This is a genomic window from Rhizobium sp. 007 (genome assembly GCF_015353075.1).
Classification (GTDB): domain Bacteria; phylum Pseudomonadota; class Alphaproteobacteria; order Rhizobiales; family Rhizobiaceae; genus Rhizobium.
The window spans coordinates 1,581,202-1,603,251 of sequence record NZ_CP064187.1 but is presented as its reverse complement, the minus strand read 5'-3'; the positions used below and the strand labels follow the sequence as shown (position 1 = coordinate 1,603,251).

General features: G+C 60.5%; 23 protein-coding genes. 12 read left to right on the top strand and 11 right to left on the bottom strand.

Annotated features, from left to right (window positions below; genetic code table 11):
* Positions 1 to 94: 94 nt before the first annotated feature.
* The gene (locus tag ISN39_RS08115; RefSeq protein WP_074070262.1) at positions 95 to 523 is read left to right on the top strand and encodes a DUF4864 domain-containing protein; all 429 of its coding nucleotides are present in this window, start codon (positions 95 to 97) and stop codon (positions 521 to 523) included.
* Here ISN39_RS08115 and ISN39_RS37610 read toward each other — a convergent pair.
* The 6 genes from ISN39_RS37610 to coaD all read right to left on the bottom strand — a co-directional run bounded on the left by ISN39_RS37610 (position 469) and on the right by coaD (position 4,679).
* The gene (locus ISN39_RS37610; protein ID WP_194729701.1) at positions 469 to 849 is read right to left on the bottom strand and encodes a YgaP-like transmembrane domain; all 381 of its coding nucleotides are present in this window, start codon (positions 847 to 849) and stop codon (positions 469 to 471) included. The two genes, ISN39_RS08115 and ISN39_RS37610, sit on opposite strands and share 55 nt — an antisense overlap.
* On the bottom strand, positions 773 to 1,903 hold the full coding sequence (gene tgt / locus ISN39_RS08105) for a tRNA guanosine(34) transglycosylase Tgt (RefSeq protein WP_194729700.1): 1,131 nt from the start codon (positions 1,901 to 1,903) through the stop codon (positions 773 to 775). The genes ISN39_RS37610 and tgt overlap by 77 nt, the downstream gene beginning before the upstream one ends.
* Positions 1,900 to 2,985 carry a tRNA preQ1(34) S-adenosylmethionine ribosyltransferase-isomerase QueA gene (queA, locus tag ISN39_RS08100; RefSeq protein WP_194729699.1) on the bottom strand — a complete coding sequence of 362 codons (1,086 nt, stop codon included), beginning with the start codon at positions 2,983 to 2,985 and terminating at the stop codon, positions 1,900 to 1,902. Before queA ends, tgt begins: the two co-directional genes overlap by 4 nt.
* Positions 2,986 to 3,056: 71 nt before the next feature.
* Complete coding sequence (locus ISN39_RS08095; RefSeq protein ID WP_039844879.1) at positions 3,057 to 3,566, bottom strand: peptidylprolyl isomerase; 510 nt, start codon at positions 3,564 to 3,566, stop codon at positions 3,057 to 3,059.
* A 24-nt stretch (positions 3,567 to 3,590) separates the two neighbouring features.
* Positions 3,591 to 4,157, bottom strand: coding sequence for a peptidylprolyl isomerase (locus ISN39_RS08090; RefSeq protein WP_194729698.1), 567 nt, complete (start codon positions 4,155 to 4,157; stop codon positions 3,591 to 3,593).
* A 27-nt stretch (positions 4,158 to 4,184) separates the two neighbouring features.
* Positions 4,185 to 4,679, bottom strand: coding sequence for a pantetheine-phosphate adenylyltransferase (coaD, locus tag ISN39_RS08085; RefSeq protein WP_074068109.1), 495 nt, complete (start codon positions 4,677 to 4,679; stop codon positions 4,185 to 4,187).
* Between the two features lie 182 nt (positions 4,680 to 4,861).
* Here coaD and ISN39_RS36195 point away from each other — a divergent pair, with 182 nt between their 5' ends.
* From ISN39_RS36195 to ISN39_RS08070, 3 genes are all read left to right on the top strand, one after another.
* Positions 4,862 to 5,014 carry a hypothetical protein gene (locus ISN39_RS36195; RefSeq protein ID WP_246763310.1) on the top strand — a complete coding sequence of 51 codons (153 nt, stop codon included), beginning with the start codon at positions 4,862 to 4,864 and terminating at the stop codon, positions 5,012 to 5,014.
* Between the two features lie 161 nt (positions 5,015 to 5,175).
* Positions 5,176 to 5,331 (top strand): hypothetical protein, encoded by a 156-nt coding sequence (locus ISN39_RS08075; protein ID WP_022715592.1) that lies wholly within the window; start codon positions 5,176 to 5,178, stop codon positions 5,329 to 5,331.
* Between the two features lie 33 nt (positions 5,332 to 5,364).
* Complete coding sequence (locus tag ISN39_RS08070; RefSeq protein ID WP_166677326.1) at positions 5,365 to 5,502, top strand: hypothetical protein; 138 nt, start codon at positions 5,365 to 5,367, stop codon at positions 5,500 to 5,502.
* Between the two features lie 99 nt (positions 5,503 to 5,601).
* Here the strand turns inward: ISN39_RS08070 and ISN39_RS08065 are convergent, their stop codons facing one another.
* The gene (locus tag ISN39_RS08065; protein ID WP_246763309.1) at positions 5,602 to 5,802 is read right to left on the bottom strand and encodes a hypothetical protein; all 201 of its coding nucleotides are present in this window, start codon (positions 5,800 to 5,802) and stop codon (positions 5,602 to 5,604) included.
* Positions 5,803 to 6,265: 463 nt separating this feature from the next.
* Complete coding sequence (gene gyrA / locus ISN39_RS08060) at positions 6,266 to 9,052, bottom strand: DNA gyrase subunit A (RefSeq protein WP_074068105.1); 2,787 nt, start codon at positions 9,050 to 9,052, stop codon at positions 6,266 to 6,268.
* Between the two features lie 225 nt (positions 9,053 to 9,277).
* Here gyrA and ISN39_RS08055 point away from each other — a divergent pair, with 225 nt between their 5' ends.
* From ISN39_RS08055 to chrA, 3 genes are all read left to right on the top strand, one after another.
* Positions 9,278 to 9,910 carry a MarC family protein gene (locus tag ISN39_RS08055; protein ID WP_074068104.1) on the top strand — a complete coding sequence of 211 codons (633 nt, stop codon included), beginning with the start codon at positions 9,278 to 9,280 and terminating at the stop codon, positions 9,908 to 9,910.
* Between the two features lie 142 nt (positions 9,911 to 10,052).
* Positions 10,053 to 10,868 carry a sulfurtransferase/chromate resistance protein gene (locus ISN39_RS08050; RefSeq protein ID WP_074068102.1) on the top strand — a complete coding sequence of 272 codons (816 nt, stop codon included), beginning with the start codon at positions 10,053 to 10,055 and terminating at the stop codon, positions 10,866 to 10,868.
* A gap of 14 nt (positions 10,869 to 10,882) precedes the next feature.
* A complete protein-coding gene (gene chrA, locus ISN39_RS08045) occupies positions 10,883 to 12,286 on the top strand; it encodes a chromate efflux transporter (RefSeq protein WP_194729697.1) in 1,404 nt (467 codons plus the stop codon).
* A 92-nt stretch (positions 12,287 to 12,378) separates the two neighbouring features.
* Here chrA and ISN39_RS08040 read toward each other — a convergent pair whose 3' ends face one another.
* The gene (locus tag ISN39_RS08040) at positions 12,379 to 12,897 is read right to left on the bottom strand and encodes a single-stranded DNA-binding protein (RefSeq protein ID WP_022715584.1); all 519 of its coding nucleotides are present in this window, start codon (positions 12,895 to 12,897) and stop codon (positions 12,379 to 12,381) included.
* A 250-nt stretch (positions 12,898 to 13,147) separates the two neighbouring features.
* Between ISN39_RS08040 and uvrA the strand changes: the two genes are divergently transcribed.
* A complete protein-coding gene (uvrA, locus tag ISN39_RS08035) occupies positions 13,148 to 16,072 on the top strand; it encodes an excinuclease ABC subunit UvrA (protein WP_194729696.1) in 2,925 nt (974 codons plus the stop codon).
* A 47-nt stretch (positions 16,073 to 16,119) separates the two neighbouring features.
* The gene (locus tag ISN39_RS08030) at positions 16,120 to 16,926 is read left to right on the top strand and encodes a DUF72 domain-containing protein (RefSeq protein ID WP_194729695.1); all 807 of its coding nucleotides are present in this window, start codon (positions 16,120 to 16,122) and stop codon (positions 16,924 to 16,926) included.
* An 8-nt stretch (positions 16,927 to 16,934) separates the two neighbouring features.
* Here ISN39_RS08030 and ISN39_RS08025 read toward each other — a convergent pair whose 3' ends face one another.
* The gene (locus ISN39_RS08025; RefSeq protein WP_194729694.1) at positions 16,935 to 18,410 is read right to left on the bottom strand and encodes an NAD(P)H-hydrate dehydratase; all 1,476 of its coding nucleotides are present in this window, start codon (positions 18,408 to 18,410) and stop codon (positions 16,935 to 16,937) included.
* Between the two features lie 345 nt (positions 18,411 to 18,755).
* Between ISN39_RS08025 and ISN39_RS08020 the strand changes: the two genes are divergently transcribed.
* The 3 genes from ISN39_RS08020 (at position 18,756) to hspQ (ending at position 21,043) form a co-directional block, all read left to right on the top strand.
* A complete protein-coding gene (locus ISN39_RS08020) occupies positions 18,756 to 19,094 on the top strand; it encodes a P-II family nitrogen regulator (protein WP_015339877.1) in 339 nt (112 codons plus the stop codon).
* A gap of 59 nt (positions 19,095 to 19,153) precedes the next feature.
* Positions 19,154 to 20,563 (top strand): type I glutamate--ammonia ligase, encoded by a 1,410-nt coding sequence (gene glnA, locus ISN39_RS08015; RefSeq protein ID WP_022715580.1) that lies wholly within the window; start codon positions 19,154 to 19,156, stop codon positions 20,561 to 20,563.
* 150 nt (positions 20,564 to 20,713) lie between these two features.
* Entirely contained in the window at positions 20,714 to 21,043 is a 330-nt protein-coding gene (gene hspQ, locus ISN39_RS08010; protein ID WP_194729693.1) for a heat shock protein HspQ, read from the top strand.
* 116 nt (positions 21,044 to 21,159) lie between these two features.
* Here the strand turns inward: hspQ and ISN39_RS08005 are convergent, their stop codons facing one another.
* Entirely contained in the window at positions 21,160 to 21,801 is a 642-nt protein-coding gene (locus ISN39_RS08005; protein WP_194729692.1) for an invasion associated locus B family protein, read from the bottom strand.
* Positions 21,802 to 22,050 lie beyond the last annotated feature (249 nt).

Genomic DNA, 22,050 nt, shown 5'->3' with positions numbered 1-22,050 from the left:
GCGAGCTGACAGCCTGCATGAACGCAGCAACTGCCCCACTTTCCAAATCTGCAAAGTACTCTACACTCCGCTTTATATCGCCGGAGAGAAATCCATGCGCGCTTTATCCTCTGTGTCTGCGCTGTGTGCTGCTTTGATCTTTGTATCGATACCGGCGCGGGCCGAAGATCCGGTCGAGACGACGCGGCATATCATCGAGGATCAGATTACGGCCTTCCTGAAGGATGATGCGGAGACGGCCTATTCCTTTGCAGCGCCCGGCATTAAGGCGATGTATCCGGACAAGGGCGTCTTCTTTGCGATGGTGAAGAAGCGCTACGAACCCGTCTATCATCCCGGGAACTATGCTTTCGGCCGCAGCCGCTCCATCGATAACGGCGCGATGATCTATCACGAGGTCCTGATATCCGGCCGGGACGGCAAGGACTGGACGGCGATCTACCAGATGATGCGGCAGCCCGACGGCGGCTACAAGATCAACGGCGTGCAGATCGTGCCGAACACCGACAGCAAAGGCATTTGACGGCGGTGCAGCCGACCCTGTTCCAAATGCATGCGGGAAAGAAGGATCGCCAGGCCGCACCAGCCGCTTATGCCTGAAAATGCGAGCGCGGCGCCGAGAAGGCCGGCGAAAGCAAAAGCTGCCGGATGAAGGAGAAATTCGCACAGCACCGACAACAGAACCAGCGTCCCGACGGTGATCTGGACCTGCCTGGAGATCGTCAGGCGCGGCGCGCCCTGGCTCGCGCCGACAACCGGCAGACCATCGGCCTCAAGCGCGCTCGAGATCGCCCTTTGCCCACTCCTCCTGGGTTTCCGCCATGAAATCGGCGAAGCGACCCTCGGCAATCGCCGTGCGGATGCCCTGCATCAGTTCTTGATAGTAGCTGAGATTGTGCCACGAGAGCAGCATGCCGCCGAGCGCCTCGTTGGCGCGGACGAGATGGTGGAGATAAGCGCGCGAATAATCGCGCGAGGCCGGGCAATTCGACTGCTCGTCGAGCGGACGCAGATCCTCCGCGTGGCGAGCGTTGCGGATATTGACCCTGCCGCGGCGGGTAAAGGCCAGGCCATGGCGGCCGGAGCGGGTCGGCATCACGCAGTCGAACATGTCGATGCCGCGGGCAACCGATTTCAGGATATCGTCGGGCGTGCCTACGCCCATGAGGTAGCGCGGCTTTTCGCCGGGCAGCACCGGCAAAGTTTCCTCGAGCATCTTCAGCATGACGTCCTGCGGTTCGCCAACCGCAAGACCGCCGACCGCATAACCCTTGAGGTCAAGCTGTGCCAGCTCTTCGGCCGAGCGGATGCGGAGTGCGGGAATGTCACCGCCCTGCACGATGCCGAACATCGCCTTGCCCAGCTGGTTGCCGAAGGCGACCTTGCAGCGTTCAGCCCAGCGCAGCGAAAGCTCCATTGCGCGTTCAATCTCGCGCGGTTCAGCCGGAAGCGCCACGCATTCGTCAAGCTGCATCTGGATATCGGAGTCGAGCAGCCCCTGGATTTCGATCGAGCGCTCCGGCGACATGTGATGCAGGCTGCCGTCGACATGCGACTTGAAGGTGACGCCTTGCTCGTCGAGCTTGCGAAGACCTGAAAGTGACATGACCTGGAAGCCGCCGGAATCCGTCAGGATCGGATGTTCCCAGCGGATGAGGCTGTGTAGGCCGCCGAGGCGCGCCACGCGTTCTGCCGTCGGGCGCAGCATCAGGTGGTAGGTGTTGCCAAGAATGATGTCGGCGCCCGTTTCGCGAACCTGGTCGAGATACATGGCCTTGACGGTGCCGACCGTGCCGACCGGCATGAAGGCCGGCGTGCGGATGGTGCCGCGCGGCATTGAGATTTCGCCGAGGCGGGCGCCTGCATCGGTTCTTCTGAGCGTGAACTGGAAATTCTCGGTCATCTGTCTTTCCGGAAAAGAAGGCTCGCATCCCCGTATGAATAGAAACGGTAACCTGTCGAAATGGCGTGTTTGTATGCCGCCTGCATGGTTTCGAAACCCGCAAAGGCCGAAACCAGCATGAAGAGCGTCGAGCGCGGCAGGTGGAAATTGGTCATCAGGATATCGACTGCCTTGAAACGGTAGCCGGGCGTGATGAAGATGCCGGTGGCGCCCGCCCAGGCGCGGATTCCTCCATCGTCCGCGGTCGCGCTTTCGATCAGCCGTAGCGATGTCGTGCCGACACAAATGATGCGCCCGCCCCTCGCCTTGACGGCATTCAGCTTTGCCGCCGTCTCGGCGCTGACATAGCCGCTTTCGAGATGCATCTTGTGATCGTCAGTATCATCGGCCTTGACCGGCAGGAAGGTACCGGCGCCGACATGCAGCGTCACGAAATGGCGCTCGACGCCGGCCTTGTCGATTGCCTCAAAAAGTCGTGGCGTGAAATGCAGGCCGGCTGTGGGCGCTGCGACGGCACCTTCCTCGCGGGCATAGATCGTCTGGTAATCGGTGCGGTCGCGTTCGTCGTCCGGACGCTTGGCGGCGATGTAGGGCGGCAGCGGGATATGGCCGACGGAGGCGATTGCCTCGTCCAGCGCCGGGCCGGAAAGATCGAAGGCAAGGGTGACTTCACCGCCCTCGCCTTTCTCCTCGACGGTGCAATCGAGCTGGCCGAGGAAGCAGCTTTCACCGCCGTGGCCGAAGGCGATACGATCGCCGACCTTAATGCGTTTGCCGGGCTTGGAAAATGCCTTCCAGCGGCTGGCGCCGACGCGCATATGCAATGTCGCCGAGACCTGCTGGCCGCCTGCCCCTTCACGATGGCGGACGCCCTCGAGCTGCGCGGGAATGACCTTGGTGTCATTGAAGACAAGCGCATCCCCTGCCCGCAGGAACGACGGCAGCTCGCCGACGGCATGGTCGCCGAGAGCCGGTTCAGCATGCGGATCGATGACGAGCAGGCGCGCGCTATCGCGTGGCTCGGCGGGCCGCAAGGCGATCCGTTCAGCCGGAAGGTCGAAATCGAAAAGGTCTACGCGCATCGGGCACTTTCAGGCAAAGCGAAACCCGCCCGACGCCTTCGCGCAAGGGCGGGTTTCAGCAGAAATCACAATCAGGCGTCGGCGGCAACCCGCATCGAGACGATGGAGTCCGGATCGCTGACCGGTTCGCCCTTCTTGATCGTGTCGACTACATCCATGCCTTCGATGACCTGGCCCCAGACGGAGTATTGCTTGTTCAGCCACGGCGCATCGGTGAAGCAGATGAAGAACTGGCTGTTTGCCGAGTTCGGACTTTGCGAGCGCGCCATCGAGCAGGTGCCGCGGACATGCGGCGTCGCGGAGAATTCTGCCTTCAGGTCAGGCTTCGACGAGCCGCCCATGCCGGCGCGGCCCGGGTTGAAGTTCTCGCCGCCCTTCTTGCCGAACTGGACGTCGCCGGTCTGCGCCATGAAGTCGGGGATGACGCGGTGGAAGACGACACCGTCATAGGCCTTTTCGCGAGAAAGCTCCTTAATCCGGGCGACATGCTCGGGGGCCACCTGCGGCAGCAGCTGGATGACAACCTTGCCCTTGGTGGTTTCCAGGATAACGGTGTTTTCCGGATCCTTGATCTCGGCCATTTTTATTCTCCTCTTTTCACTAAATCACTTGCCGGTGGTAACTTTGACCATGCGGTCGGGATCGGTCACTTCGCCGTTTTGGCCGGCGCCGCGCTTGATCTTGTCGACGTTTTCCATGCCGGAGACGACCTTGCCGACAGCCGTGTACTGGCCGTTCAGGAAGGAGCCGTCCGCGAACATGATGAAGAACTGCGAGTTTGCCGAATTCGGATCCTGGGCACGCGCCATGCCCACCGTGCCGCGAACGAACGGCTCCTTGGAGAATTCGGCCGGAATGTTCGGCAGATCGGAGCCGCCGGTGCCCGCAAGGCTCGGATCGTAGCCCTTCGACATATTGCCGTACTGCACGTCGCCGGTCTGCGCCATGAAGCCGTCGATGACGCGGTGGAAGGCCACGTTGTCATAGGCCCCCTTCTTCGCCAGCGCCTCGATCTGCGCTACGTGCTTGGGAGCCACGTCCGGCATCAGCTGGATCACGACGGGACCATCCTTGAGTTGGATCGTCAGCGTGTGGTCGGCCTGGGCAAACACGTCGCCAACGAAGGAGGCGAGGTAAAGCACGCCGGCAAATGCAATATAGAAAAGTTTCATGTGAGCTCCGTTGCGGCGGAAAACGCCTCAAGATTTGCGCTTGGATCGAAGGGCCTTCAAAACGGCGGCCGGCACAAAGGCGCTGACGTCGCCGCCCATGGCCGCGATTTGACGGACCAATGTGGCGGTAATGGGCCGTGAGGCCGTCCCTGCCGGCAGAAAGATGGTCTGCACATCCGGTGCCATCTGCCGATTCATGCCCGCCATCTGCATTTCGTAGTCGAGGTCGGTGCCATCGCGAAGGCCGCGGATGAGCAGCGCCGCGCCATGCATGCGCGCGGCATCTACGACCAGATTGTCGAAGGAGACGACAGAGATGCTGCCGCTTTTCTGCGGCATGGCATCGGCAAGCGCGTTCCGGATCAGCTCCGCCCTCTCCTCGAAGGAAAACAGCGGCGCCTTGCCGGGGTGGATGCCGATCGCAACGATCACTCTTTCGGCGATGTTCAGCGCCTGGACGAGCACGTCCAGGTGTCCGTTGGTGAGCGGGTCGAAGGACCCCGGATAAAAAGCAGTCGTCATAGGACCCGGCCGTTCTGTTCGATGCCTTTTGTCACGGATACCCGCATCCCGCAAGTCATTTGCCGCCCTGCTGAACGGTGGATGAATGCCGCGTTCAACGCGGTTTCAGATGCGGTACGCATAATCGGAAACAGCAACGCAGCCGATGCCACCCGCATCGGGCACTTCCGAAAGATATCGACATGCTGATCCTGCTTCTCGCCCTTGCCGTCGTTCTCTCCCTGCTCGCGGAGCTGGCATATGGCTACCTGCAGGACCGCTATACGATGCGCTGGGTGCGCGCCGAAGTCAGCGAGCATCACGCCATCATGCGGCAGCTCGGAAGGGCGCGTTGAGACCTGCTCCCGAACCTGAACGCCAGATGAACAAGGCATTCAAGGTCGCTTCAGACCGGGCTTGCTAAACGACACGCCAACATCCGCCGGAACCATTTTCAGACGGATACGTTCACTTAACCGAAGCGTAGATGCGATACGCTGCACGAAGGGAAAACAAGATGCCCGATAAGATTACCATCATCAATGTATTCTGGATGGCAATGATCACGGGAATGCTTACCGCAACTGTCGCACTCTATGACCAGAAGACCGATACGTCCAAGGTATATGGTCCTTATGCTTCGGCCCGCACGGCCATCATAAGCCAGTACTGAGGAACGTGAACGCAACTTCGGAAAGGATTGCCCATGTTCACGATCTTGACTGTTCTTACCGCTCTCATCAGCGTCATGTTCATCGTGTCTGTGGCGTCAACCGTTTCCGCGCTTCGCCGCGAAAGCGAAGAAGTGAAGGCGTTCAACGAGAAGAAGCACAGCACTTTCTGAGTTGAGTTCCCCTGCCCTTGAGCGCCTTCCCCTCCAGCGCTCGGGGCCATTCAAAAAGCCGGACGCCGTCCCCGCGTCCGGCTTTTTCTTTGGATGGTTTCAGGCCGGCCGCCAGGCTAGGCAGCCGCTTTTGCGGAAACGCAGCACCATCAAGACACCGGAAGCGTAGGGCCTGCGCACACAATCAGGACTGTCGCCGGTCACGACGACGAATGCAGTGCCCCAGCCCAGGATCTTCACGCTCTCCGGCAGCGCGACCGGTCCCTCACCCGGCGGACGGAAGACCATGCGCCGGGGCATCGCCGATCGCGATGAAGACGCCTGCAGACAGCAGGACGACCGTTGCGACGATTGATTCCTGCAAATGCCCCCGTCTTCGCGATCCGCGAAGCCACTGCCATGGGCGCCTTCCTTGTTAGAATGCGAATATATACTCGATGCAGGGATCAGCAATCGGCTGTCGCGCAGCAATTTGTGCGAGAGCGGCAATCTTCACCGAGACAAGCAGCCTGTCGCTTTCAAACCCAGTACGCGGGAACCGCGATCAGCTCGCCGGGCGGTGGCCTCTGATCGGCCTGCCGCACCGTGAACGACGCCACGATGTCGTCAATGCCGACAATTTCGCGGGATCGTGCCTCCTGCTTTGGCAATATCCGAAAGAATGTGGGTGAAACGATCTTAGCGCGGCGATGCGAACATCGGATTAGCGCATAAAAAACCGGGCGGCAGGGGCCGCCCGGTTCTCAACCAAAGCCTGGTAGAATTATTCTTCCGTTGCAGGTGGCGCCTCACCGCTTTCGATCGGCGTTTCGTTGACGATCTCGCCAACCTCCTCGCCGTCATCTTCCGGCTCGCTGATGCGCTCGACGGAGACGACCTTTTCATCCTTGGCGGTCGAGAAGATCGTCACGCCCTTGGTGGCGCGGCTGGCGATGCGGATGCCGCCGACCGGGACGCGGATCAGCTGCCCGCCATCCGAGACCAACATGATCTGGTCGCCCTCGTCGACCGGGAATGCGGCGACGAGTTCGCCGATCTCGCTCGTCTTGGAGGTATCGGTGGCGCGAATGCCCTTGCCGCCGCGGCCGGAGATGCGGAAGTCGTAGGAAGACGACCGCTTGCCGAAGCCCTTCTGTGATACTGTCAGCACGAATTGTTCGCGTGCCTTCAGTTCCTCGTAGCGCTCGTCTGTCAGCAGTCCCTCTTCGGTGACTTCCTCGCCGACCAGGGCGATATCCTCCTCGTCGACGCCCGTGGCGCGGCGTTCGACAGCGGAACGCTTGAGGTAAGCAGCACGCTCCCAAGGTTCGGCATCGACATGCCCGACGATAGTCATCGAGATGATGCGGTCGCCATTGCCAAGGTTGATGCCGCGCACGCCAATCGAATTGCGGCCCGCAAAGACACGGACATCATCGACCTGGAAGCGGATGCACTGGCCGAGCGCCGTCGTCAACAGAACGTCGTCATGTTCGGTGCAGGTCTCGACGGATAGGATTTCATCGCCCTCCTCCTCGAGCTTCATGGCGATCTTGCCGTTACGGTTTACCTGGACAAAATCTGACAGCTTGTTGCGGCGAACCGTGCCGCGTGTCGTCGAGAACATGACGTCGAGGCTTTCCCAGCTCTCCTCGTCCTCCGGCAAAGGCAGGATCGTGGTGATGCGTTCGCCAGGTGCCAGCGGCAGCATGTTGATCAGCGCCTTGCCCCGAGACGTCGGGGTGCCGATCGGCAGGCGCCAGACCTTTTCCTTGTAGACGATGCCACGCGAGGAGAAGAAAAGGACTGGCGTGTGGGTATTGACCACGAATAGCCGGCTAACGAAATCCTCGTCGCGCGTCGTCATGCCGGAGCGGCCCTTGCCGCCGCGGCGCTGGGCGCGATAGGTCGTCAGCGGCACGCGCTTGATATAGCCGAGGTGCGAAACGGTAACGACCATGTCCTCGCGGGCAATAAGGTCCTCGTCGTCCATTTCGAGGCCGCCGTCGACGATCTCGGTGCGGCGCGGCGTGCCGAATTCGTCGCGAACCGATGTCAGCTCGTCTTTGACGATCGTCTGGATGCGGACGCGGGAGGACAGGATATCGAGATAATCCTTGATCTCGTCGCCGATCTTGTTGAGTTCGTCGCCGATTTCATCGCGGCCGAGCGCTGTTAGGCGGGCAAGGCGGAGCTCGAGGATTGCGCGCGCCTGCTCTTCCGAGAGGTTATAGGTCATATCCTCGTTGATACGATGGCGCGGATCGTCGATGAGGCGGATCAGGCTTTCAACATCTTCCGCGGGCCAGCGGCGCGTCATCAGCTCTTCGCGCGCGGACTGCGGATCGGGCGCCTGGCGGATGACGCGGATCACTTCATCGATATTGGCGACCGCAATCGCGAGACCCACCAAGACATGCGCACGTTCGCGCGCCTTGCGAAGAAGGAATTTCGTTCTCCGGCTAACGACCTCCTCGCGGAAGAAGATGAATGCGCGGAGCATATCGAGCAGGTTCATCTGTTCGGGCTTGCCGCCGTTCAGCGCCACCATGTTGCAGCCGAAGGAGGTCTGCAGCGGCGTGTAGCGGTAAAGCTGGTTCAGGATGACTTCGGCATTGGCATCGCGTTTCAGCTCGATGACGACGCGATAGCCCTGGCGGTCGGATTCGTCGCGGAGATCGGAGATGCCCTCGATGCGCTTTTCGCGCACCAGCTCGGCCATTTTCTCGATCATCGTAGCCTTGTTCACCTGATACGGGATCTCGGTGATGATGATCTGCTCGCGGTCGCCACGCATCGGCTCGATCGCGGCAACGCCGCGCATGATCACGGAACCACGGCCGGTTTCATAAGCCGAGCGGATGCCGGCGCGGCCAAGGATTTTCGCACCAGTCGGAAAATCCGGACCGGGAATGATCTGCATGAGCTCCGGCAGTTCGATCGCTGGATCATCGATTAGCGCGATGCAGCCGTTGATGACTTCGGTCAGGTTGTGCGGCGGAATATTGGTCGCCATACCGACGGCAATACCGCCTGCCCCGTTGACCAGAAGGTTCGGGAATTTCGCGGGCACCACGACGGGCTCGGAGAGCGTGCCGTCGTAATTGTCGCGGAAGTCGACCGTTTCCTTGTCGAGGTCGTCGAGCAGAGAATGGGCCGCCCTTTGCAGACGGCATTCCGTGTAACGTTCGGCCGCCGGCGGGTCTCCGTCGACGGAGCCGAAATTGCCCTGGCCGTCGATCAGCGGCAGGCGGAGCGACCAATCCTGCGCCATACGGGCGAGCGCGTCGTAGATCGCGGCATTGCCGTGCGGATGGTATTTACCCATCACGTCACCGGTGACGCGGGCGCATTTGACGTATTTTTTGTTCCAGTCGATGCCGAGCTCGGACATCCCATAGAGGATGCGCCGGTGCACAGGCTTGAGGCCGTCGCGCACGTCCGGAAGCGCGCGGCTGACGATGACGCTCATCGCGTAATCGAGATAGGACCGCTGCATTTCCTCCATGATGGAGATGGGCTCGATGCCCGGCGGGAGCTTCCCGCCACCTGGGGGTGTTTGTTCAGTCAAAACAGATCACGATCTCTTTGTAGAATCACTGAAAGATTTATAGCGGAAAGGCTTGCCCGGCGCCAATTTGAGCCGCGGTTTTGAACAGACTTTGCGGCGGAAGGGCGGCAATCAAGCGATTTCGACCGCTTTTAGCGCCGGCCCGCCGCCCGTCATTTGCCAAATGGAAAACCTCGCTTCACAATCGCGAATAACCGAGCCTTCATATGGCGTTCCGGAGAGACGATGGCAAGCGCCGACCAATTGATCAACGCTTTCACGACGCTGCTCGTCACGATCGATCCTCCCGGACTTGTGCCGATCTTTCTGGGACTGACCAGCGGCATGAGCCGCAGCCAGCGCAAGCAGGTGGCGCTGCGCAGCTCCGTCATCGCTTTCATCATCCTCGCCATCTTTGCGCTGTTCGGCGCAAGCGTGCTCGGGGTGCTCGGCATTTCCATCGGCGCCTTCCGCATCGCCGGCGGGCTGCTGCTCTTCTGGATCGCCTTCGAAATGGTGTTCGAGAGACGGCAGGACCGCAAGGAAAAGACCAGCGAAGTGGCGATCACCAAGGATCACATCCAGAATATCGCGGTTTTTCCGCTCGCCCTTCCTCTCATTGCCGGTCCGGGCGCGATCTCGGCGACAATCCTGCTTGCGGGCTCGCTGCCGACCTCCGTCGAGCGCGCGCAGCTTCTCATCGTCATTGCCGGCAATCTTCTCTTGATGCTGGCTGCGCTGCTGATCGCCGACCGCCTCGACCGCTTCCTCGGCGTGACCGGCCGGGCGATCCTCACCCGCCTGCTCGGCGTCATCCTGGCGGCACTTGCAGCACAATTCGTCGTGGACGGCGTGAAGGCGGCGATGGCTGTCAGTTGAAAAGTGCGCCGCCGCAAGGCACACCAACAGCGCTTGACTTCCCGCGGGCCTGCAGCACATGATTGGGTCTGGGGTCGCGATCACCCCACGAGGCGACAGCTGAAGTATCGCGTCCGATAACCCGTACAACGGAGGACGCGTCATGCCGTCATTTCTGGAAATTTCATCCGACAAGCTCAACCGCATCATCGGAACGCCGAATGTGCCCGTCATTATCGACGTCCGCACGGCCGAGGATTTTGCCGCCGACCCACGGCTCGTCCCGGGGTCGATCCGGCGCAGCCACACCGATGTCAGTGAATGGAGCCACGAGGTTGCCGGCACGGCTGTCATCGTGTGCCAGAGAGGGCAAAAGCTCAGTCATGGCGTGGCCGCCTATCTTCGCCATTTCGGAACGGACGCGGAAGTTCTCGAAGGAGGATTCGAGGCGTGGCTGCAGGCCGGTGGCCAGGTGGTGCCCTATGTCAAGCTGCCGGCGCGTGACCCGCAGGGCCGTACGGTCTGGGTGACGCGGGCCCGTCCCAAGATCGACCGGATCGCCTGCCCCTGGCTGATCAAGCGGTTCGTCGATCCAAATGCCGTCTTCCTGTTCGTTCCGGCATCGGAAGTGCCGGCCGTCGCCGACCGTTTTGGCGCGACGCCTTTCGATATCGAGGACGTTTTCTGGAGCCATCGCGGCGAGCGCTGCACCTTTGACGTGATGATCGAGGAATTCAATCTCACTTCCAAACCACTGCTGCATCTCGCCACCATTATTCGCGGCGCTGATACTGCCAGGCTCGATCTCGCGCCGGAAGCAGCCGGTCTGCTCGCCGCTTCGCTCGGACTTTCGCGCATGTTCACAGATGACCTGCAGCAGCTCGACGCCGGTCTGACGCTCTATGACGCGTTTTACCGCTGGTGCCGCGACGCCACCGACGAGACCCATAATTGGCCCAACCCGAGGCGGGCGCCGTGATGTGGCCGAAGTAAATGGATATGGAACGGGACGCCCCGGCGAGCCGCGACATAGTCCCTCTTGGTGAGGCGGCGAAAGTGTGGGCAAGAGTTGCGGCGCTCAGTTTCGGCGGACCGGCGGGACAGATCGCCGTCATGCACCGCATCGTCGTCGACGAAAAACGATGGATCGGCGAACATCGCTTCCTGCATGCGCTCAACTACTGCATGCTGCTTCCGGGGCCAGAGGCCCATCAGCTGGCGATCTATATCGGCTGGCTGCTCAACAGGACGATTGGCGGCCTGATCGCCGGAGCTCTGTTCGTGCTTCCGGGCTTCATCTCCATCCTTGGGCTGAGCTACGTCTATGCCGCCTATGGAAACGTAAGCTATATCGCCGGTCTGTTCTTCGGCCTGAAGGCCGCGGTGCTGGCGGTCGTGCTGCAGGCGGTGTTCCGGATCGGAAGCAGAGCGCTTAAAAACAACGTGATGATAGGCATCGCTGCCGCCGCCTTCATCGCGATCTTCTGCCTCCACGTCCCGTTCCCGCTGATCATCATTACAGCTGGCATCGTTGGCTTCCTCGGCGGCCGCGCGGGATCGCCCTTGTTCGAGGTGGGCGGCGGACACAAAGGCGGTTCGGGCGATATCCTCGAAGATCGCGATTCCCTCCTCGGCGAAGATACACCAATCCATGCCCGGCCAAACCTCGCCTGGTCGCTGCGGGTGTCCGGCAGCCTTGCGGCTGCCTGGCTTCTACCAGTCGCGTTGTTGCTGGTGACGGTGGGATCCGGCAGTGTCTTCTCGCAGGTCGGGCTGTTCTTCAGCCAAATGGCTGTCGTGACATTCGGCGGCGCTTACGCGGTCCTTGCCTATGTCGCTCAGGAAGCGGTCCAGCATTTCGGATGGCTGAAACCGGGGGAAATGCTGGATGGTCTCGGCATGGCCGAGACAACCCCGGGACCGTTGATCAGCGTCGTCCAGTTCGTCGGCTTCATGGCCGCCTATAGGAACCCCGGGCCGCTCGATCCAATGCTCGCTGCCACACTTGCCGCCGTCCTGACGACATGGGTGACCTTCATTCCGAGCTTCCTCTGGATCTTCCTCGGAGCGCCCTTCATCGAAAGGCTGCGCGGCGACCCTGCGCTGACCGGAGCGATGTCAGCCATCACGGCAGCCGTCGTTGGCGTGATCCTGAACCTTGCGATCTGGTTCGGCGTCCATGTGCTTTTTGCCGACGTGCGCACTGCCTCATGGGGACAAGTTTCAATCGATGTCCCGGTTCCAGCCTCGCTCATCTGGCCGTCGCTGGTACTAACGGTGCTTGCCGCCTTGGCGATCTTTCACCTGAAGCTTTCGGTGATTACGACGCTGGCGATTTGCGCTGCAATCGGCGTCGCATGGACCATTCTGACAGGTTTCGGCGCAATCGCGCCGTAACCGCCGGAACATCGTTCGCGCCGAATGCTTATGCGGAAAAACACCAAAAAATCCGCTGACAATCAGCGGTTCATAACAAGAGGTGCTTCTTCTCAGAACGGGATGTCGTCATCGAGATCGCGCGAGAAATTCCCGCCGCCACCGCTGCTGCGACCGGACGGCTGCGCCGGGGCGCCGTAATCGTCTCCGTAATTGCCGCCGCCACCGAAATCGTTGCTGCTGCCGCGTCCGCCGCCGGCGCTCGCACCGCCGCCTTCGCCGCGGCCGTCGAGCATCGTCAGCGTCGAATTGAACCCCTGTAGCACGACTTCCGTCGAATAGCGGTCGTTGCCGTTCTGGTCCTGCCATTTGCGGGTCTGGAGCTGGCCTTCGATATAGAGCTTGGCGCCCTTCTTCACATATTGCTCGACAACCTTGCAGAGACCTTCGTTGAAAACGACGACGGTGTGCCACTCGGTTTTTTCGCGGCGCTCGCCGGAATTGCGGTCACGCCACGTCTCGGACGTCGCGATGCGAAGATTGGCAATCGGGCGGCCGTCCTGCGTCCTGCGGATTTCGGGGTCTGCGCCCACGTTTCCGATCAGAATTACCTTGTTCACGCTGCCAGCCATACTTCTCACCTTACTGCCGCCCTGCCCGGCGGCGCTTGAAACAATCGCTGTACCTTAAACTATAGAGCCCCGGCCATGCGCGTCCATCGCCGGTTCATCCACAAGGAATTTTGTTCTTTATTTGTTCTAGTTTATGCTTATGATCCTGTCAACAGAATCGAAAACCTCGCAACAGATGGATATTCAGCCTCGACTCGCCCGGCGGCATCACTAAATAAGGGGCTTACTCCAGCACAGAAGCAAAATTACGATGAGTGAACTTAAGACGATTTCCATCCGCGGCGCGCGCGAGCACAACCTCAAGGGCATCGACCTCGACCTGCCGCGCAACAAACTCATCGTCATGACCGGCCTTTCCGGGTCCGGCAAGTCGTCGCTCGCCTTCGACACGATCTATGCCGAAGGCCAGCGCCGCTATGTCGAAAGCCTTTCGGCCTATGCCCGCCAGTTCCTGGAGATGATGCAGAAGCCGGATGTCGACCAGATCGACGGCCTGTCGCCGGCCATCTCGATCGAGCAGAAGACGACCTCGCGCAATCCTCGCTCGACGGTCGGCACGGTCACCGAAATCTATGACTACATGCGGCTGCTCTTTGCGCGCGTCGGCGTTCCCTATTCGCCGGCAACCGGTCTGCCGATCGAGAGCCAGACCGTCAGCCAGATGGTCGACCGTGTGCTCGAGTTCGAGGAAGGCACGCGTCTTTATATTCTGGCGCCGATCGTGCGCGGCCGTAAGGGCGAATACAAGAAGGAACTGGCGGAGCTCATGAAAAAGGGCTTCCAGCGCGTCAAGGTTGACGGCCAGTTCTACGAGATCGCAGATGTCCCGGCGCTCGACAAGAAATACAAGCATGACATCGACATCGTCGTGGACCGCATCGTCGTGCGTCCCGACATGGCGTCTAGGCTTGCCGACAGCTTCGAGACCTCTCTGAAGCTCGCCGAAGGGCTTGCCATCGCCGAATTTGCCGACAAGCCGTTGCCCCCGGAGGAAACGTCTGCGGGTGGGTCCGCCAACAAATCGCTCAACGAGACGCATGAGCGCGTGCTGTTCTCGGAAAAATTCGCCTGCCCCATTTCCGGCTTCACCATTCCGGAGATCGAGCCGCGGCTTTTCTCGTTCAACAATCCGGCCGGTGCCTGCCCGACCTGTGACGGCCTTGGCTCGCAGCAGAAGATCGACGCGGCGCTGATCATCCCCGAACCGGAGCGAACGCTGCGCGACGGCGCCATCGCGCCGTGGGCAAAGTCGAGTTCCCCTTACTATAATCAGACGCTGGAAGCGCTCGGTAAACATTACGGCTTCAAGCTCGGCAACCGCTGGAGCGATCTGCCCGAAAAAGCGCAGGACGTCATCCTGAACGGCACGGATGAGAAGATCGAGTTCCACTATGCCGACGGCGCGCGCTCCTACACCACGCATAAGAGCTTCGAAGGCATCATCACCAATCTCGAGCGCCGCTGGAAGGAAACCGATTCCGTCTGGGCGCGCGAAGAGATCGAGCGCTTCATGTCCGCAGCCCCCTGCCCGGCCTGCAACGGCTTTCGCCTGAAGCCGGAAACGCTGGCAGTGAAGATCAACAAGCTGCATATCGGCCAGGTCACCGATATGTCGATCCGTGTGGCACGCGACTGGTTCGAGGCGCTACCCGCGACTTTGTCGGCCAAGCAGAATGAGATCGCAGTCCGCATTCTGAAGGAAATCCGCGACCGCCTGCGCTTCCTGAACGACGTCGGCCTCGAATATCTCAGCCTGTCGCGGAATTCCGGCACATTGTCGGGCGGCGAAAGCCAGCGCATCCGTCTTGCCTCGCAGATCGGCTCGGGCCTGACAGGCGTGCTCTACGTTCTCGACGAGCCGTCGATCGGCCTGCACCAACGCGACAATGCGCGGTTGCTCGACACGCTGAAGCACCTGCGCGATATCGGCAATACGGTGATCGTCGTCGAGCATGACGAGGATGCGATCTTGACGGCCGACGACGTGGTCGACATCGGTCCGGAAGCCGGCGTGCACGGCGGCCAGATCGTGGCGCACGGCACGCCGCAGGACATCATGGCGAACCCGAGATCGCTGACCGGCAAGTATCTTTCCGGTGAACTCGGCGTGCCGGTGCCCGACGAACGGCGCAAGCCGAAAAAAGGCCGCGAGATCAAGGTGGTCGGCGCGCGCGGCAACAATCTGAAGAACATCACCGCCTCCATCCCGCTGGGTGTCTTCACGGCTGTGACGGGCGTTTCGGGGGGCGGCAAATCCACCTTCCTGGTGGAGACGCTCTACAAATCGGCCGCACGTCGCGTGATGGGCGCGCGCGAAATTCCGGCCGATCATGATCGCATCGACGGCTTCGAGCACATCGACAAGGTAATCGATATCGACCAATCGCCAATCGGCCGCACGCCGCGTTCGAACCCGGCAACCTACACCGGCGCATTTACGCCAATCCGCGACTGGTTCGCGGGCCTGCCGGAGGCGAAAGCCCGCGGCTACCAGCCGGGGCGGTTCTCCTTCAACGTCAAAGGCGGGCGCTGCGAAGCCTGCCAGGGGGACGGCGTCATCAAGATTGAAATGCACTTCCTGCCGGACGTCTACGTCACCTGCGATGTCTGCCATGGCAAGCGCTACAATCGCGAGACGCTGGACGTGACCTTCAAGGGCAAGTCGATTTCGGACGTGCTCGACATGACGGTCGAGGAAGGCGTGGAGTTCTTCAGCGCCGTGCCGGCGGTACGCGACAAGCTGCAGTCGCTATTCGATGTCGGCCTCGGCTACATCAAGGTCGGCCAGCAGGCAAACACGCTTTCGGGTGGCGAGGCCCAGCGCGTCAAGCTAGCCAAGGAACTGTCGAAGCGCTCGACGGGCCGGACTCTCTACATCCTCGACGAACCGACGACCGGCCTGCACTTCCATGACGTCGCCAAGCTGCTCGAAATGCTGCACGAGCTGGTGAACCAGGGCAATTCCGTCGTGGTGATCGAGCACAATCTCGAAGTCATCAAGACGGCCGACTGGGTGCTCGATTTCGGCCCGGAAGGCGGCGACGGCGGCGGCGAGATCGTTGCGGCCGGCACGCCGGAAGCGATCGTCAAGGAAACCGGGTCCTATACCGGCCACTTCCTGAAGGAACTGCTGGAGCGCCGGCCGGTGAAGAAGACGTTTGTCGCGGCGGAATAGGCGTGTCGCGAAGAGCTCTGGCGACGGCGGAACAACGGGAGGAACACATGAGCAAATCCGGCAGCATCCGCGTCGGCGTCGGCGGCTGGACTTTCGAGCCCTGGCGCGACCACTTCTACCCATCCGATCTCAAGCAGAAGGACGAACTGCATTATGCCAGCCGGCAGTTGAAGGTCATCGAGGTTAACGGCACCTATTACAGTTCGCAGAAGCCGGAGACCTTCGCCAAATGGGCATCCGACGTGCCGGAGGGTTTCATCTTTTCGCTAAAGGCCAGCCGCTTCGTGACGAACCGGCGCGTGCTCGGCGAGGCGGGCGAATCCATGGAGCGTTTCCTGACGCAGGGGCTGACCGAGCTCGGCGGCAAGCTCGGTCCGATCCTCTGGCAGCTCGCGCCGACCAAGAAGTTCGATGCCGAGGATTTCGAAGCCTTCCTGAAGCTTTTGCCGGACAAGCAGGACGGCCTGCCTTTGCGGCATGTGGTCGAGGTGCGCCACGATTCCTTCAAGGTGCCGGAATTCATCGCGCTGCTGGCGAAATACGGCGTGGCGCCGGTCTGCGCCGAGCACTTCGACTATCCGATGATCGCCGACGTCACGGCGGATTTCGTCTATGCCCGGCTGCAGAAAGGTTCGGACGACATCAAGACCTGCTACGCTCCCAAGGACCTGAAGGCCTGGGCCAAGCGCCTTGAGACATGGGCTGAAGGCAAGGTGCCGGATGATCTGCCGCTGATCGACAAGGAGCGGAAGGTCAAGAGCGAGCCCCGCGACGTTTTTGCCTTCATGATCCACGAAGGCAAGGTCAATGCACCGTTCGGCGCGATCGCTCTTCAGGAAGAGGTCGGGAGATAGCAGCCGGCCTAGAACGGCTGCACATGGGCCACGAGATCTTCGGCCGTCAGGCCCTTGCCGGCGCGCTGCCCGGCTTCGCCATGGAGGTAGACGCCGAATGCAGCAGCCTCGAATGCGGGCAAACCCTGCGCCAGAAGCGCCCCGATCATGCCGGAAAGGACATCGCCTGAGCCAGCCGTCGCAAGCCAGACCGGTGCGTTCGTGTTGATCAGAGCCCGGCCATCCGGCGATGCGATAACGGTATCGGCGCCCTTGTAGACGATCGCCGCATTGGCGCGCTCTGCAGCCGCCTGCGCTTTGTCGACCTTGCTGAGCCTCTTGTCTGCCGCGATATCCGGAAAGAGCCGTGCGAACTCGCCTTCATGCGGCGTCAGCACGAGATGCGGCTCGCCTTCCGCAAAGAGGTTGAAAAGCTCTCGCGGGTCGTCCTTGAACGACGTAATGCCGTCTGCGTCGAGCACGAGATGGCGACCGCTGAGCGCGGCGGTGAAGTCTCTTGTCTTTGCACCGATCCCGAAGCCTGGTCCGAGGACGAAAGTCTGCAAGCGCTCGTCGGCCAGCCAGTCGCGCAAGGCCATCCCGTCATCGACAACATGCAGCATGACGGCCGTCAGGTGGGCGCTGTTTTCAGCCATCGCATCCCTCGGCGCGGCGATGGTTACGAGACCGGCCCCGGCTTTCAACCCGGCCATCGCAGACATCCGCGCAGCACCTGTTTTACCCGCGCCGCCTGAAAAAACAGCAAGATGTCCGCGCTTGTATTTATGCGTCTCCAGTCTCGCAGAGGACAGCAGGTGCGCCCATTTTACCGGCGTGTTTTCCGAAATCATTCCGGACGAATGAGCCTTGATGATGCGCGCCGGAATGCCGATGTCGGCAACCTCGATGCTGCCGCAAAGCTCCCTGCCCGGCATCAGCAAGTGGCCGGGTTTGCGGGTCATGAACGTGACCGTGTGGGCCGCCTTGAATGCCGCACCCAGCACCTCGCCGCTGCGGCCGTCGAGCCCGGATGGCAAGTCGACGGAAATAACGGGAACCGCAGCGCCGGTCACCTGCTCGATGACGGAACGCACCTGCGGCGGCACATCCCGTCCGAGCCCCGCCCCGAAGATTGCATCAACAACAACATCGCCCGGCCCCGGGATATAGACAGCGAGCGGCTGCGAGGCGAGCGCGCATTCGGCCTTTGCCCGCGCGGCATCGCCGTGAAGCCTGGCCGGGTCGCCGAGATGGAAGACGGCAACCCCGGCGCCGCTTTCCGCAAGCCGACGGGCCGCGACATATCCGTCGCCGCCATTGTTGCCAGGGCCGCAGAGAACGGCGAAGCGCAGTGCGCCGGGATACAGCCGAAGCGCGGCACCCGCGACGGCCGCCCCCGCGCTCCACATCAGCCCGAAAGAGGCGATGCCCGATTCGGCCGTGGCGGCATCGACGGCAGCCATTTCTGCAGGCGTAAGGAGTAGGTCACCCAGTTTTTCTGCCATGCGCCATTCAATTCAAAAAACGCCTAAAAAACAACCTGTTTTACGATCTCTTCTGCAGCTTAAAATTAAGTCATTTGCCTAATTTTAGGGCATCTGACATGCGGCGGATGCAAGAAGAGCCACTCCGCATTTTTCCCGCTTTTGCGCGATTTTTGAATTTCCGATCGCAATCCCAACCGCTTTTGCTGGAAAAAATGCCTCAAAAAGCGCCGCGAAGCCGCGAATTCGGGGGGAATTGACATATTTTTTCGCTCTCCAGCGTTGCGAACTGGCACGATACCTGCATCATGTCTCGCGAGCGGCAATTTGCCCGCTTTAACGGGAGAAGCGGAGAGTCATTTTCTCATGAAAAAGATCGAAGCGATCATTAAGCCTTTCAAGCTGGACGAGGTGAAGGAAGCCCTTCAGGAAGTCGGCCTGCAGGGCATCACTGTCACGGAAGCAAAGGGCTTCGGTCGCCAGAAAGGCCATACGGAACTTTACCGCGGCGCTGAATATGTCGTCGATTTTCTGCCCAAGGTGAAGGTCGAGGTCGTGCTCGCCGACGAGAATGCGGAAGCCGTCATCGAGGCGATCCGCAAGGCCGCGCAGACCGGCCGAATCGGAGACGGGAAGATCTTCGTATCCAACGTCGAAGAAGTTATTCGAATCCGTACCGGCGAGACCGGCATCGACGCTATTTAAGGCGGCTCGCCCGACGCGGCGAATTTATTCATCGTCATTGCAAATGAAAGGGAGATTTCATGGCGACCGCGAACGAAATTCTTAAGCAGATCAAAGAAAACGACGTCAAGTTCGTCGATCTGCGCTTTACCGACCCCAAGGGCAAACTGCAGCATGTCACGATGGACGTTTCCTGCGTCGATGAGGATATGTTCGCGGACGGCGTCATGTTCGACGGTTCCTCGATCGGCGGCTGGAAGGCCATCAACGAGTCCGACATGGTGCTGATGCCGGACACGGAAACGGTTCACATGGACCCGTTCTTCGCCCAATCCACCATGGTCATTGTCTGCGATATTCTCGACCCGGTTTCGGGCGAAGCATATAACCGCGATCCGCGCGGCACGGCAAAGAAGGCTGAGGCCTACCTCAAGGCATCCGGCATCGGCGACACGATCTTCGTGGGTCCGGAAGCTGAATTCTTTGTCTTCGACGATGTGAAATACAAGGCCGATCCCTACAATACCGGCTTCAAGCTCGACAGCAGCGAACTGCCGTCGAACGACGACACCGACTACGAGACCGGCAACCTCGGCCACCGTCCGCGCGTCAAGGGCGGTTACTTCCCGGTTCCGCCGGTCGACAGCGCCCAGGACATGCGCTCGGAAATGCTGACGGTGCTTGCCGAAATGGGCGTCGTCGTCGAGAAGCACCACCATGAAGTCGCCGCTGCCCAGCACGAACTGGGCATCAAGTTCGACACGCTCGTCCGCAACGCCGACAAGATGCAAATCTACAAGTACGTCGTGCACCAGGTCGCCAACGCCTACGGCAAGACGGCAACCTTCATGCCGAAGCCGATCTTCGGCGACAACGGCTCGGGCATGCACGTGCACCAGTCGATCTGGAAGGGCGGCAAGCCGACCTTTGCCGGTGACGAATATGCCGGCCTTTCCGAAACCTGCCTCTATTATATCGGCGGCATCATTAAGCATGCCAAGGCGATCAACGCCTTCACCAATCCGTCGACCAATTCCTACAAGCGTCTCGTTCCGGGCTACGAAGCACCGGTGCTCCTTGCCTATTCGGCCCGCAACCGCTCGGCCTCCTGCCGCATTCCGTTCGGCTCCAACCCGAAGGCCAAGCGCGTCGAGGTCCGCTTCCCCGATCCGACCGCCAACCCGTATCTCGCTTTCGCCGCCATGCTGATGGCCGGTCTCGACGGCATCAAAAACAAGATCCATCCCGGCAAGGCCATGGACAAGGATCTGTACGATCTGCCGCCGAAGGAATTGAAGAAGATCCCGACGGTTTGCGGTTCGCTGCGTGAGGCCCTCGAAAGCCTCGACAAGGACCGCAAGTTCCTGACGGCCGGCGGTGTCTTCGACGACGATCAAATCGACGCCTTCATCGAGCTGAAGATGGCAGAGGTGATGCGCTTCGAGATGACCCCGCATCCGGTCGAATACGATATGTACTATTCGGCTTGATCGCTCAGCGGAAGGCTCCGGTTCCGCCGGGGCCTTCCTTCCTTGTCACTGAGGCTGATGGCGACATGACACTCATGTGACGAAGACCCGCAAAAATCTTGATTTGAGCGGGCCCAATCACCAGATCAGGTGATGAAAGGAAGTCGTACCATGAAAGAAAGAGTAGCAAAGTTCAGTATCGGTGAAGTGGTCCGGCACAAGGTTTTTCCGTTTCGCGGCGTCATCTTCGATGTCGATCCGGAATTCGCGAATACGGAAGAATGGTGGAATTCGATCCCTCCCGACGTCCGCCCTGACAAGGACCAGCCCTTCTACCACCTGCTCGCGGAAAATGACGATAACGAATATGTCGCTTACGTCTCCGAGCAGAACCTGGTGAATGACGAAAGCGGCATTCCGCTTCGCAATCAACAGGTTTACCAGATTTTCGATCAAGCGCCGTCTGGCCAGCTCAAACCCAAGATGAGCTTCGCCCACTAAGACGCGCAATCGATTATGATTTTAAACCCCGCTCCGGCGGGGTTTTTGTTTGCCGTAACAACAAAAACCCGGCGCGGCGGCCGGGTCCTTGTTCATTCTCTTGCCACCTGGCAGGATTACTGCGCCTTAGCTGCGTTCTGCGCGTCTTCGAGCTTCTTGCGGGCTTCTTCAGCCTTCTTCTGCATGCTGTCCTGAAGGCTCTTCTGGCTTTCGGCGAGCTTGTTCGGCGAAACGGCTTCGCCATCATAGGCGCCGGTAAAGCCTTCGAGCGAAATCTTGATCGGGTTCGGGGCGCGGCGGAAGTTGATCGACGTGAAGATCACGTCGCTGCCCTTCTTGAGGCCGGCGATCATCGCATCTGTCAGCGGGATTTCGGCGGTGCACTTGTCCGGCAGGCAGACGGCGTAATCGAGCTTCTGCCCCTTGTTGTTATCGACCTGCATCATGATGCCCGGCGGAATCAGGCGAGCGGTCGGTACGGATACCTGCAGAATCTTGCGGTTGACCTTGCCGGAGATACTGATAAGGCCGACAGCCGTGACGAGCTGGCCGCCGTTGGCGAGGATCAGGTTCTGAACGACGCAGATATCGTTGTCTTCCTGCTTGCTGCAGGTCTTGTACCAGCCAAGGCGTGGCGCGCCGGCAGCCTGTGCGGGTGCATCCTGCGCGAAGGAGGATACCGGGGCCGAAGCGGCGCCGAAAGCTGCTGCCAGAACGGACAGAGCTGCCCGCAATTTCTTATCAGACTTGAACATCATAACGGATTCTGTCTCCTGATACCCATTCGGGACCGCGATCTGCCGTCCTCTCCAACCGGGGTCATTCGGCATTCCACCTCTAAAAACATTAAGGCAAATGCATGTCCCCCAAAACCCGGGACCACCTGTTACATTGAGGTGATCCAGATATCCAGTATTTCTTTGGCAATTTCTGGATGGGCCGAAAGATTTCGGCATGTGAATGTTCGATTTCCTGCCGTGCATGATAGTCTTTGGCCGAATCGTGCC